Below are 12,410 nucleotides of genomic sequence, written 5' to 3' on the forward strand. Positions count from 1 at the left end.
CTCCAGTATCGGGCGGGCAGGGGCTCCGGGAGCTCTGAGCTCCTTCGGAGGAAGTTGAGAATCAGTTGTGAAAAGCCTTCCTGCCATGGCCGAGCGCGCGTGGCCCGTCGAAGCTGAGGCCGATTCCAGCCCCTTCCTCGACAACGACAGGAGCCTCACTGTGAGCCCCATGGCGCGCTGGTGTTTCCGGCATCGCCTCATCGTCCTGCTGCTCTGGGCGGCCGCGCTCGCCGGCGCGTTCCTCGCGAGCGGGTCGGCGGGCACGTCGTTCAGCAACGACTTCAAGCTGCCGGCCTCGGAGTCGGTCCGGGCCGCCGAGCTGATGCGGGCCGCCTTTCCCGAACAATCCGGCGACACCGACGTCGTCGTGTGGCGGGTCGACGGCGGCGGCACCGTGCGGGACGCGATCGTGCGCGACCGGATGCAGGCCGCCCTCGACCGGATCGCCACGCTTCCCGACGTCGGCCAGGTGGTGAGCCCCTACAAGCCCGAGGGCGCAGGGCAGACGAGCTCCGACGGGCGCACCGCCTACGCGCAGGTCACCTTCACCCAGCCGGCCGACGACCTCGCGACGGACCGGATCAAGCGGGTGGTGGACACCGCCAGGTCCACGGCCACCGATGGGCTCCGGGTCGAGGTCGGAGGGCAGGCCGCCGGCCGCACCGACCAGCCACCGCCCCACCTGGCGGAGTTCGTCGGGCTGGTCGCCGCGGCGGTGGTGCTCTTCCTGGCGTTCGGATCGTTCCTGGCGATGCTGCTGCCGCTGGTCACCGCGGTGTTCGGCGTCGGGCTCGGGCTGATGGGGATCGGGCTGCTCAGCCACGCGATGACCGTCCCGGACGCCGCCCTGCTGCTCGGCACCCTCATCGGGCTCGGGGTCGGCATCGACTACGCGCTCTTCATCGTCTCCCGGCATCGCGCCGGCCTGCACGAGGGGCTGTCGCCGGAGGAGGCCGCGGTCACCGCCGCCCGCACCTCGGGCAGGTCCGTGCTGTTCGCCGGGGGCATCGTGTGCATCGCGCTGCTCGGCATGCTCGCCCTCAACCTGCAGTTCCTGAACGGCATCGCGGTGGCCACCTCCCTCACCGTGCTGCTGGGCGTCGCCGCCGCGCTGACCCTGCTGCCCGCGCTGCTCGGCCTGCTGGGGACGCGGGTGTTGAGCCGGCGGGAACGCCGACGGCTCGACGCACCGGAGAGCATCGGCGAGAACGACGGCAGGGGCGTCACAGCGCGCTGGGCCGACGTCCTTCAACGCCGTCCCAGGATCGTTGCCGCCGCCGCACTGGTGCTGGTCACCGTGATATCGCTGCCCGCGTTCTCGCTGCGGCTCGGCACGAGCGACCAGGGCACGCTGCCGGAGTCCAACACCGCACGCCGCGCGTACGACATGCTGGCCGACGGGTTCGGGCCGGGTTTCAACGGACCGCTGCAGCTGGTGGTCCGCGGACGCGGCGGAGACATGCCGCCGGCCGCGCTGCGGCAGCTCGTGAACGACGTCCGTGAGACGCGCGGCGTGGAGCAGGTCGTCGCGGTGCCCCTGGGTCAAGCGGCGGGCGGCACGGGACAGCGGATGGCGGTCGTTCAGGTGGTCCCCACCACCGCGCCACAGGACGCCCAGACCTACGAGCTCATCGACCGGCTCCGTGCGGTACCCGCGGCGGACGCCGGCTCGCTGGAGGTGCTGGTGGGCGGCGGCACGGCCCTCAACAAGGACCTGGCCTCGGCGCTGACCTCCCGGCTGCCGCTGTTCATCGGCACGATCGCCGTGCTGGGTTCGGCCTTGCTGCTGCTGGCCTTCCGCAGCCTGGTCGTGGCGCTGCTGGCCGCGCTGATGAACGTGGCCGCAGCGGGCGCCGCGTTCGGCATCACCGTGGCGCTGTTCCAGTGGGGCTGGGGCACCGACGTCCTCGGCATCGGCAAGCCCGTGCCGATCACCTCGTTCCTGCCGGTCATCATGATCGCGATGTTGTTCGGCCTGTCCATGGACTACCAGGTGTTCCTGGTCGGCCGGATGCGGGAGGAATGGCTGCGGACCCGCGACCCGCGGCGCGCGGTGCGCATCGGGCTGGCCCGCGGCGGCAGGGTGATCACTTCGGCCGCGGTCATCATGATCTCGGTGTTCGGGGCGTTCGTGCTGAGCGGCGATATGGAGGGCGTGCTGGTCGGCGCCGGGCTGGCGGGCGCGGTGGCCGTGGACGCCTTCGTGCTGCGCATGGCACTCGTCCCCGCCGTGATGACCATGCTCGGCAGGACCACGTGGTGGCTGCCGCCACGCCTGGCCGGCGCCCACGGCACGAGCCCGGACACCCTGGTCGCGCCCACTCCCGTCAACGAGTCAAGATCTGCCCACGCTGAGCGGAACGTATCCGCAGGCGAGGGACTGGACCGCTAGACGCGCAATCTGTCGATCGACGCCACCGGCAAGGCCGTACGCCCCGTAGGGCCTTGCCGGTGGCCGTTACAGTGGATCTCGCTCCCAGGTGATCATCGTCGGTGGCACGATGGGCCGTCTCGCGTGCGAAAGGCTGAACCATGGAACGTCCCATGCCCGACGTCGAAGGCGTCAGCCACCGCCGGGTCAGCGCCCGCGGCATGACGTTCCATGTCGCTGAGGCGGGCGCGGGAGACGATGTGGTCGTCCTGCTCCATGGTTTCCCGCAGCACTGGTACGAGTGGCGCCACCTCATCCCGGTGCTCGCCGCCGATCATCGGGTCGTCGCCATCGACCTGCGCGGTCATGGCTGGTCGGACGCTCCGGAACGCGGCTACGCCAAGGAGGAGATGGCCGGCGACGTGCTGGCGGTGATGGACGAGCTCGGCCTGGAACGGGTCAAGCTGGCCGGCCACGACTGGGGCGGCTGGATCGGTTTCCTGCTGTGCCTGTCGGCGCCCGAGCGGTTCGAGCGCTTCCTGGCGCTGAACGTCGTGCATCCCTGGCCGCGGTTCCTCACCGCGCTGCCGCATCTGTGGCGGTTCTGGTACCAGCAGGTCATCATGGCGCCCGGTCTCGGCTATCTGGGCCTGCGCACCGGCCGTTTCACCCGCCTGCTTCTGCGTTTGGGCGTGCACGACCGCTCTGTCTGGGATCGCACGACCCTCGACCACTTCACGGGGGCCTTCGCAGAGCCCGCCCGCGCCCGCGCGGGGGTGCGGCTGTACCGGACGTTCACCCTTCACGAGTTCATCCCGGTCGTCCGCGGCCGCTACAAGCGGCGAAGGCTCACCGTGCCGACGCGCATGGTGTTCGGCACCCGCGACGCCTACCTCAGCCACAAGGTGCTCGGCGGCTACCAGGCCTACGCCGACGACCTCGACATCGCGCTCGTTCCGGACTGCGGACACTTCATCGCCGACGAACGCCCCGGAGTCGTGGCCGGCCACGCCAAGGCCTTCTTCGCCTGACAAGATCGTTCAACCGACCGGTTGTGGAGACTGTCAAGATCATTTCGGTCCACGACCGAGCGGTCCGGGGTCTGACCGTGAACCGGCGACCTGGCGTTCTTGATCCTTTTTCAAGAAGTCGATCTTGACTCTTGTGCCGAAACCCGGCCCGTTTCCATGATCGTCATTACATGCCACATCGGCCGGTGACCCCGGCCGGAGAGGAGACACCATGTCCCGCCTCGCCGACCGCCTGATCTCGCGCCTTGCACCCAAGGCCAACGCTCAGGCGGGTTGCAGCTACTACCGCTACTGCAGGAACGGCGTCAAGTACGTCCGGATCTGCTGCTTGGACCAGGGGTGCCAGACCGTCCGCGAAGGCAGCTGCTGACCCTGACTGACTCATGACGGACGGCGGCGCTCCGCGGCCGCCGTCCGTCCTGCCCGCAGGAGTTCCTGATGGCCTACCTGACCGCCGCCGTCGTCCTCGTCGGCGTCCTCTGCGTCCTCAACCTGACGCTCACTCTCGCCGTCATCCGCCGGCTGCGCGAACGCGGTGACGGGCACAGCCCGAGCCCGAGCCTCCCGGTCGCGCTCAAGCCGGGATCACGCCCCGCCGCGTTCACCGCCACCACGACCGCGGGCGAGCAGGTCTCCGCCGAGAGCCTCACCGGCCTGGTCGGTTTCTTCTCGGCGGGCTGCGAGCCCTGCCACGCCCTGCTGCCGCACTTCGTCGAACGCGCCAAGGAGATGGGACGCGACAACGTCCTCGCGGTCATCGGAGGGGACGGCGACGAAGAACTGGTCGCCGCGCTGGCACCTGCCGCCAGGGTGGTCGTCGAGGATCACGACGGAGCGGTGGCGAACGCGTTCCAGAACACCTGGTCCCCGACCGTCTTCCTGATCGGCCCCGACCACGCCGTCGTGGCGGCGGGCGGCCGCATGGACGACCTGCCTCTCGGCTCGGCGGTGTGAGACACCCGGTACTGCTGTTCGCGACGGGCGGGTTGGCCGGCGGTCTCGCGACCCTCTGGATCCGGCGGCGCTACCTGCTGACGACCGTCTCAGGCCGCAGCATGGAACCGGCCCTGCACGACGCGGACCGCGTCCTGGTGCGGCGGACCCGGCGGATCCGCCCCGGCCAGATCGTCGTCGTGATCGCCCCCGACCCGCCCCTCGTCCACCTTCCGCCGGACGAGGGACCTGCTGTGGACGCACTCCCGGCCGTGGAACCCCTGCCGCAGCCTGGCGAGCGCCTCCTCATCAAACGAGCTGTCGCCGTGCCGGGGGACCCCGTGCCGCGTGAGCGGTTCCCCGCGCTGCGCGATGCACCCCACGCCGTCGTGCCACCCGAGTCCCTCGTCGTCCTGGGCGACAACCCGGACGCCAGCTGGGACTCGCGCGAATTCGGCTTCGTCCGCCCCGGCGAGTGCGTCGGAGTGGTCGTCCGCAAGCTCTGACCTCACACACCCTGCACAGAGCTGAGGCACATGCGGCGGTAGTCGGTGGGGCAGGAGCCCATGGACTTTCGGAAGAGGCGGCCGAAGTGTGCCGGGTCGGTGAAGCCCCAGCGGGATGCGATGGCGCAGACGGGGAGTTCGGCGAACCGAGGGTCGGCGAGGTCGCGGCGGCAGCGCTCCAGGCGATGCTGGCGTATCCATGCGGCCACGCTGAGGCCCCCTTGGGCTTGGAAGAGCTTGTGCAACTGCCGGGTGGAGATGTGGTGCGCGGCGGCGATCGTGTCGGGGGTCAACGCCGGGTCGCCGAGGTGCCGCTCGATGAAGTCCTCGATGCCGGCCAGCAGGGCTTGCTGGCGGGTGGCCATTGGCAGAGCGTCGTCAGCCAGCTGGTGCGCGCACGTTGCCGCGATCAGGTCGATCGTGGCCCTGCCCAGGGCGGCCACATCCGAGGGTCGGTAGGCGCACGCGTTGCGGACGAGTTCCTCGAGATAACGCCATAGCACCGCCCCCGGGCCCTGATGGCCGGAGAAGGGGACCGCGAGCAGTTTCGATATCGACGGAACGAGAGCTTGCAACGGCGCTCTGGGGATTTCCACCAGAAAGAACCGGGCGGGCTGGGTGACCGCCATCTGCTGGACGCGCAGTGGGCGGCTGCTGTCGTAGAGCACGAAGTCACCGGCGCCAAAGGTGTTGTCGTGCTTTCCCTGGGAGACCCTTCCTGAGCCGCTGCAAGACAGGTGAAGGAGGACGACCTCTGGATCGGACTGCCGAATCAACCGCCTCGTGCGTTCTCCTTGAACCGATGGAGTGGTCATCGAGGAAATGAGCACCGTGTCAAGGTCCAAAAGATGGGCTGAGGCGTGGAAATCGTCCGCCGTCTCGGTTTTCACCTCCGACGGGACATGTGACCGGAACATCGCTTCCAGCCAGCTGTCGAACCGTTCAGCAGGCGGCACATGCGCTGTGCTGAACTCCATCACCTGCAACGCGCACCTCCATGTCCGACCGCGGACTGAAGCTTTGCAAGGAGTGATCTGCCTTGTCATGACCCACGTCCGTCTGTCAGCCGCGCGGGGGTCTTGACAGCGCCATTACTTCCGCTTGCGGCGCCCAGTGCGCCATACTGCATTCGCGCGAAAGATCTTTCGGAGCGATGGCTATGTCGAGCCTGCGGTGGGCCACGACCGACACGTCGGGCCCTTCGGGCTACGCGTTGGCCCGCACCGTGCTCCGTTTCGCGATCGCGCTGCGCTGCGGCGGCGTGGCCGCGGCGTGCGTCGCCGCCGTCGTCGGCGACGACACCGAGATCTCCCGCGGGTGGCAGGTGGCGGTGCTCGGCGGGATGGCGGTGTGGGCGGCGTTCTTCAGCGTGGTCGCCGTCCGTCGCGGCCTGGGATTCCCGCTGATCGCCACCGACACCGCGGTGGTGGCGCTGGTGATGCTCGTGCAGTCACGGATCGTTCCGGTGTCGATGGTCTTCCACGAGACCACCTGGGCCATCATGCTGGCGAGCACTGCCATCTACCTGGCACAACTCGCCTTGCGTCCGGTCGCGGGGCTGCCGCTTGCGGCGGTGGTCATCCTCGCCTACATCGCCGGTGTCCCCGAGACGACCAGCCAGATCCGGGTCCTGTTCGTCCAGGCCGCGGTGGTCAGCGCGATGATGTGGCTGCTGCGCCGCGGCGGGCGGCGCGCCGACACCATCGTGGCGGCCCGGGACCGCGAGAGGCAGCAGGCCATGCTGGAGGCGGCGCGGCGGGTCGACGAGCGCCACCATCGACTGCAGATGCACGACTCGGTGCTGGCCACGCTCACGATGGTCGCCTCGGGGGGCGTGGGGGCGGGCGCACCGGGCCTGCGCGAAGGCGCGGCGCAGGCACTGCGGGTCATGGAGTCGTTCTCCCCGTCCGAGCCCGTCGGCGACGTGCCGGAGGTCGACCTGGCGGAACGCCTGGAGGAGCTGGCCGCCCAGATGAGCCCGTCGCTGTCCTGCGATCTCACCGTCGCCGGTGAGCCGCGCGTCGACGTCCCCGAAACGGTCGCCTCGGCGATCGCTGATGCGGTGCGCGAGGCTCTGCGCAACGTCGCCGCACACGCCGGAGTGCACCACGCGTCGGTGTGCGTGGAGCGCCGCGGTGACAGCGTCACGGTGGACGTCGCCGACCGTGGTCGCGGGTTCGACCCTGCCCTCGTTCCCGACGCCCGGTGCGGCATCAGGCATTCGATCGTGGAACGGATGGCGATGGCCGGCGGAATCGCCACCGTCCAGTCCGGGCCAGGGGCCGGCACCACGGTCACGCTGCGGTGGACCCGTGGCTGACAGCGCGCCCGCCGGCCCGTTCGCCGTGCGCTTCAACCGGGCGTTCGACATCGCCACGGTGGTCGCGGTCGCCCTGTGGCAGGTCGTCGCCGTCGGCACGGCGGTCCTGGCCTACTACGACCAGTACCGGTCCCCGGCGTCGGTGGTGGCGATCTGGGGCGCCCAGCTACTGATCATCGTCTGCGGCGCGGCGCTCCTCCTGCGCAGGAAGGAGAGCACCGCGATCACGTGGTCGCTGGTCGCGGTGGACCTCGCCACCGGAGTCGCGATGGCCGTCAACTGTCCCGGCGAACACCAGCTGAGGATCAACTGGGGATGGACGTCCGTCGGGTTGATCGGCGTGCTCCTCGTGCTGCACCGGCCGGTGCGCGAAGTCGTGTCACTGCTGGCGGTCAACGCGGGGATCGTCTTCGTGGCGCTGACGGCCGAGGGCGAGATGGACCGCCACACCGTCGCCGGATTCATCACCCTGCTGTACGCGTCGGCCAGCATCCAGCTGGCTCTCATCGCCGGGGCGCGGGTGTTCCGGTTCAGCGGCGGCATGGCGGCCGAGGCGGCGGCCGAACGCTGGGAGATGGCGACGCGCGAGGCCGTCATCGCCGAGGTCGCGGCGGCGCGGCAGGACCGCTACCGGGAAGTGCGCAGGCTCATCACCGGTGTGCTGCGGGGCCTGGCCGACGGCACCGTCGATCCGGCCGACCCGGCGGTCCGCCACCGGTGCGCCACGGCGGAGGCCATGCTGCGTCAGTTGCTGGCCGAACGGGACGATGTCCCCAATCCGCTGCTGCGCCTCCTGCGCACCGGCATCGACGAGACCATGCGCCGCGGCACCGTCATCGACCTGGCCCAGGTCGGCGAGATGCCGCCGATGAGCGAGGAGGTCGCCGCCGCGATCGCCGAGGTCCCGCTGGCCGTGCTGACCGGCGCCCGTGAGAACGCGCGCGTCACCGTGGTGTCGGCCACGCCGGGACACGTCAGCGTCTCGGTGCTCGTCGACGGTGACGCCCTCGTCCCCGAGACCACCGTGGCGGACGGCGTCACCGTCACCAGCGACCGAGACGGAGATCTTCTTTGGGTGGAGGCCGGATGGAACGAGCCGTGACCATCGCCGTCATCGACGACCAGGACGTCGTGCTGTCCGGCGTCCGGAGCTGGATCGCCGAGGACCCCGGCCGCAGGGTCGAGATCGTGCACATCGGCACGGACCTCGACACCCTGGACACCGGGCCGGCGGCGACGGCCGACGTGCTGGTCATCGACCTGCGCATCGGCGGCGAGCTCGTCTTCGACCAGATCGCCGCACTCGCCCGGGAGGGCCGCCGGATCGTCGTGTTCTCCCAGTACTCCGAACACCACATCGTCCACCGCGCCGTCACGGCAGGGGCCCGCGCCTACATCTCCAAGGAGGCCAACGAAGGACGCCGTCACCTCATCGAGGCCATCCTGGCGGTCGCCGGCGGCGAAACGTACACCACCCCCTCGCAGGCGGGCGCGATGCTCGCCGCCACCGGCCGGCATCGTCCCACCTTCTCCGAGCAGGAACTGCGCAGCATGCGGCTGTGGCTGGGCGGCCTCACCCGTGCCGCGGTCGCCCGCCAGATGGGGATCAGCGAGCACACCGTCAAGCAGTACCTCGAACGGGCCCGGGACAAGTACGCCAAGGCGGGACGTGAGGCATCGACCAGGATCGCCCTGTACAGGGAGGCCCTGCGCGACGGCATCGTGGACGAGTGACGAGCAGGACGGGCATGCGTTCGGTGGCAGGAAAACTGCGGAAGATGGCAGAAACGCAACTCCTGGTGATCCGCGACGACTGGCAGTGTTGACGCTGTAAGTGGCAGATCCTAGGAGGTAACGTGCGACGTCTGATTGCGACACTGATCGCCGCCGGCGCGATCGCTGTCGGTCTCGGCGCTGTCACCGCGGCGCCGAGCGCGGCCGACAGCGTGCGCATCACCGGCGGGGGAGCAGAGACCGACAACCGAGAGTGGTAGCGCTGGCCCTCCTTGAATGAATCACCGCGGACGGTGTGGTCGCGCACGGCGGGCGACCACACCGGCCACGCCAGGTCTGGAGTGACGGCCTGGCTCATGCCGCCGCCAGGCGGTACGGCATCCCGAACCGGGCGAGCAGATCAGGCTCGCTGAACAGGACGATGCCGGTGATGCCGCCGGACGCCACAGCGAGAACGGCGACGCCGAAGGCTTGATAGACCCCGTCCTCCACGCGCCTGTATACGGCTGCCGCTGGTTGTCCGTTCGCCGCTGTAGGCAGCATCCGCCAGGTGCCAGGGGCGCCGATGACGTGTCCGATGTAGCGCAGGCAGGTCTCCACACCAGAGAACCATGTCGTGTGGCCGACCATCTCCAACGCCGCGTCCTTGCGAAGCGCACGCTCCAAGGCGTCCAGGTCAGAGTTCTCGAAGGCGGCCATGTATCTCGCAAGAAGAACGCGGGCGGCCGGGTCGTTCGGCTCCATGGCCTCGTCCACCGCGGTGGCCACCTCCTCCATGCCCGTGCGTGCCCGCTGGAGCAGGCTCTTGCCCGCCACCACGGAGATCCCCAGCATCCCGGCCACCTCGGCCGCCGAGAAGCCCAGCCCCTCCCGGAGGATGTAGACCGCCCGCTGCCGGGGTGTCAGGTGCTGCAGGCTCGCGATCAGCGTGAGCCGGAGCCGCTCCCTCATCGTGACGATGGCGGCCGGGTCCCCGGGGCCGGGAGTGACCATCGCGTCCGGGATCGGCTGCAGCCACACGATCTCGCCATCGGCCGCCTTCGGCGGGAGATCGGGTTCCTTGCTGGGCGGGCCGAGCCCGGAAGGCAGCGGCCGCCGGCTGCGCCGCTCCCGCGCGCTCAGGCACGCATTGGTCGCGATCTTGTAGAGCCAGACGCGCAACGAGGAGCGTCCCTGGAAGGTGGCGTAACCCCGCCAGGCCCGCAGGAAGGTCTCCTGAACGAGGTCCTCGGCCTCGTCCAGCGTCCCCATCATGCGGTAACAGTGCGCCAGAAGCTCACGGCGGAACGGCTCCACCAGACCTGCGAACTCCTCGTCTTTCCCCATGCGCCCCCCATGTCGTTGCGGTCCTCACCTAATGGAGACCCCAGGGAAGGGCGAAAGGCATCGGTCTGCCGCACAGGAATCCCCGGGACCGCCACTCAAGCGAGCACCACGCCGCCATTGTCGTGTCCGATATCGGCCGCGGAGCCGCACGATTGATGTAGCAAGCGCTCGTTAGGATCGGGTGATCTTTACCGGTCGCCGGTCGCCGGTCGGTGACCGGCTGCGCCTTGAAGGGACCGCCTATGTTCGGTGGGGTACTGATCCGCGGGGTACGCCGTGGCCGGCGAATCGGAATCGTCAGTGCGCTCCTCGCGGCCGGCGTCCTGTTCGGAAGTCCCGCCGAGGCGGCCCCTCCGGCCACCGCCGCCACGGCCCCTCCGGCCACTGCAGCCGCCGTCCCGGTCACGCCCTATGCGAGCCTCAACAACCTCTTCCAGAACTACGGCAACAGCTCCGGCCAGTGGAGCGGCGGCGACGGCACCCAGTCGCTCAAGCTGCCGGACGGACGGGTCGTGTGGTTCTTCAACGACAGCTACTACGGTTCGGTGGAGTCCAACGGCACACGCCGCCCTTTCGCGGCCGTGATGCCGCGCAACATGCTGGTCATCCAGAACGGTTCGACCCTGACCTCGGTCGCCGGAAGCGGGTCGGACAGGACCATGGTGCCGCCGGCGGCAGGCGGTGACTGGCTCTGGGGCGGCGACAACATGCTGGTGGGCGGCACTATCTACAAGTTCTACCAGCGCTTCAAATCCCAGCCCGGCGGTGGCGCGTTCGGCTTCTACCCGACCGGTGTCGAGCTGGTCGCGATGCCGGTGTCCACCCTCACCAACCCCGCCACGTTCACCAAGGTCTCCATTCCCTCACCCATCTGTGACGGAAGCCCGAATCAGGGATCCAGGTGCTATCTGTGGGGAACGGCGCTCTACAGCACTGCCGATCACACCTATATCTACGGCACCGAAGGCGTCGTCTCCGGCTCGGACCCGCAGAAGTACCTGCACATTGCCCGCGTTCCGAAGGGGCAATTCACCGCCGCCTGGGAGTACTGGACCGGAAGCGGATGGTCGAGCAGCCAGGCCGCGTCCAAGCGGGTGTTGAACGGTGTCGCCGAGGGCTTCTCGGTCACCCAGCACGGCGGGCAGTACGTGCTCCTGACTCAGGGGCTGGAAGGCGCCCTCGCGGGCAATATGATCGCCTATCACTCCGGTACCCCGACGGGCTTCACCGCCACCGAACGCTCCGTTCTCCACATGACTCCGGAAACGACGACGGACTGGGGCGACTGGACCTACGAATACCGGGTCGTGCCCCACTTGAGCAGCGGTTCGACAGTGGTCGTCAGCTACAACCTCAATTCGCAATACCAGGACGGCGCTTGCCTGGGCAGGAACTACTACACCGCTTCGGTCTACCGCCCACGGTTCATCCAGTTCACGCTCCCGTCCAGCCCGATCGGCGGTTCCTACATCGAACCGACGAAGGCGCCCATCGGCTCACCGTGGACGCTCAATCCACCTGCCTACTGTGCGAATTCGAGTTCGCCCGGCCCGGCGCCGACGGCGCCCACCGCCACGGCGACGTCCGGGGCGAGGATCACCTTCGCCTGGACCGCGCCGACCCCCGCGGGGAAGTACTCCTACGACGTCAGATGGCGTGACGCGACCGCCGGCGCGGCCTGGAACGAATTCCCGCTGTTCGCCCCTGACTCGACGAGCGTTCCCTTCAATGCGCTGACCCATGGTCACCGCTACGAATTCCAGGTCAGAGCGGTCACATGGGCTGGCAACTACAGCTCTTGGACCTCGGTGGTGTCGGCGACGGCCTTCCTGAGCAGACCGACCAACATGACCGCGTTCCGGTGGAGCGCCAGCGAATGCACCGCACAATGGACAGATTCCCAGCCGGATGTGCTGTGGCGGGTGTACTGGCGGGAACTGCCCTCTGGCACGCTTGTCCGCGCCAACCTCCCCACCAGCCAGAAGACCATGACCATCATGCTGCTCGACCCGGCCAAGCGCTACGGGATCTCCGTCGCCGCCGAGAACAGCCATGGAGAGGGGCCGCGCTCCACAGAGGCGACCTGCCCGACCGGCCGGTAGGCACCGGCCGGTGGGTACGGAGGGCAAGCGCTCCTCGCGCAGAGTACGGCTGAAGCACCTTTTGTAGGGTCCCCACAACGCAGGAGC

General features: G+C 69.3%; 12 protein-coding genes. 10 read left to right on the forward strand and 2 right to left on the reverse strand.

Annotation, left to right across the window (positions count from 1 at the left end):
- Positions 1-85 precede the first annotated feature (85 nt).
- The 5 genes from F8566_RS02115 to F8566_RS02130 all read left to right on the forward strand — a co-directional run bounded on the left by F8566_RS02115 (position 86) and on the right by F8566_RS02130 (position 4,841).
- The gene (locus tag F8566_RS02115) at positions 86-2,392 is read left to right on the forward strand and encodes an MMPL family transporter (protein WP_225992773.1); all 2,307 of its coding nucleotides are present in this window, start codon (positions 86-88) and stop codon (positions 2,390-2,392) included.
- Between the two features lie 152 nt (positions 2,393-2,544).
- Positions 2,545-3,402, forward strand: a complete 858-nt coding sequence (locus F8566_RS02120; RefSeq protein ID WP_192809464.1) for an alpha/beta fold hydrolase — start codon at positions 2,545-2,547, stop codon at positions 3,400-3,402.
- A gap of 211 nt (positions 3,403-3,613) precedes the next feature.
- On the forward strand, positions 3,614-3,772 hold the full coding sequence (locus tag F8566_RS49600; RefSeq protein WP_192809465.1) for a hypothetical protein: 159 nt from the start codon (positions 3,614-3,616) through the stop codon (positions 3,770-3,772).
- 68 nt (positions 3,773-3,840) lie between these two features.
- Entirely contained in the window at positions 3,841-4,356 is a 516-nt protein-coding gene (locus tag F8566_RS02125) for a TlpA disulfide reductase family protein (protein WP_151557375.1), read from the forward strand.
- Positions 4,353-4,841, forward strand: coding sequence for a S26 family signal peptidase (locus F8566_RS02130; RefSeq protein WP_225992774.1), 489 nt, complete (start codon positions 4,353-4,355; stop codon positions 4,839-4,841). The genes F8566_RS02125 and F8566_RS02130 overlap by 4 nt, the downstream gene beginning before the upstream one ends.
- A 2-nt stretch (positions 4,842-4,843) precedes the next feature.
- Here the strand turns inward: F8566_RS02130 and F8566_RS02135 are convergent, their stop codons facing one another.
- Complete coding sequence (locus F8566_RS02135) at positions 4,844-5,818, reverse strand: AraC-like ligand-binding domain-containing protein (protein WP_225992839.1); 975 nt, start codon at positions 5,816-5,818, stop codon at positions 4,844-4,846.
- Positions 5,819-5,994: 176 nt separating this feature from the next.
- Between F8566_RS02135 and F8566_RS02140 the strand changes: the two genes are divergently transcribed.
- The 4 genes from F8566_RS02140 (at position 5,995) to F8566_RS49605 (ending at position 9,155) form a co-directional block, all read left to right on the forward strand.
- The gene (locus F8566_RS02140; RefSeq protein ID WP_151557379.1) at positions 5,995-7,161 is read left to right on the forward strand and encodes a sensor histidine kinase; all 1,167 of its coding nucleotides are present in this window, start codon (positions 5,995-5,997) and stop codon (positions 7,159-7,161) included.
- Positions 7,154-8,263 (forward strand): hypothetical protein, encoded by a 1,110-nt coding sequence (locus F8566_RS02145; protein ID WP_151557381.1) that lies wholly within the window; start codon positions 7,154-7,156, stop codon positions 8,261-8,263. The genes F8566_RS02140 and F8566_RS02145 overlap by 8 nt, the downstream gene beginning before the upstream one ends.
- Complete coding sequence (locus F8566_RS02150; protein WP_151557383.1) at positions 8,248-8,895, forward strand: response regulator; 648 nt, start codon at positions 8,248-8,250, stop codon at positions 8,893-8,895. Before F8566_RS02145 ends, F8566_RS02150 begins: the two co-directional genes overlap by 16 nt.
- A 122-nt stretch (positions 8,896-9,017) precedes the next feature.
- Entirely contained in the window at positions 9,018-9,155 is a 138-nt protein-coding gene (locus F8566_RS49605; protein ID WP_192809467.1) for a hypothetical protein, read from the forward strand.
- Positions 9,156-9,249: 94 nt separating this feature from the next.
- On the opposite strand, the gene F8566_RS02155 is transcribed toward F8566_RS49605, so the two are convergent.
- A complete protein-coding gene (locus tag F8566_RS02155) occupies positions 9,250-10,221 on the reverse strand; it encodes a sigma-70 family RNA polymerase sigma factor (RefSeq protein WP_151557385.1) in 972 nt (323 codons plus the stop codon).
- A 242-nt stretch (positions 10,222-10,463) separates the two neighbouring features.
- Here F8566_RS02155 and F8566_RS02160 point away from each other — a divergent pair, with 242 nt between their 5' ends.
- On the forward strand, positions 10,464-12,323 hold the full coding sequence (locus tag F8566_RS02160; RefSeq protein ID WP_151557387.1) for a DUF5005 domain-containing protein: 1,860 nt from the start codon (positions 10,464-10,466) through the stop codon (positions 12,321-12,323).
- The last annotated feature ends 87 nt before the right edge of the window (positions 12,324-12,410 follow it).

Origin of the sequence: Actinomadura rudentiformis (genome assembly GCF_008923185.1) — a bacterium.
Taxonomy (GTDB): Bacteria; Actinomycetota; Actinomycetes; order Streptosporangiales; family Streptosporangiaceae; genus Spirillospora; species Spirillospora rudentiformis.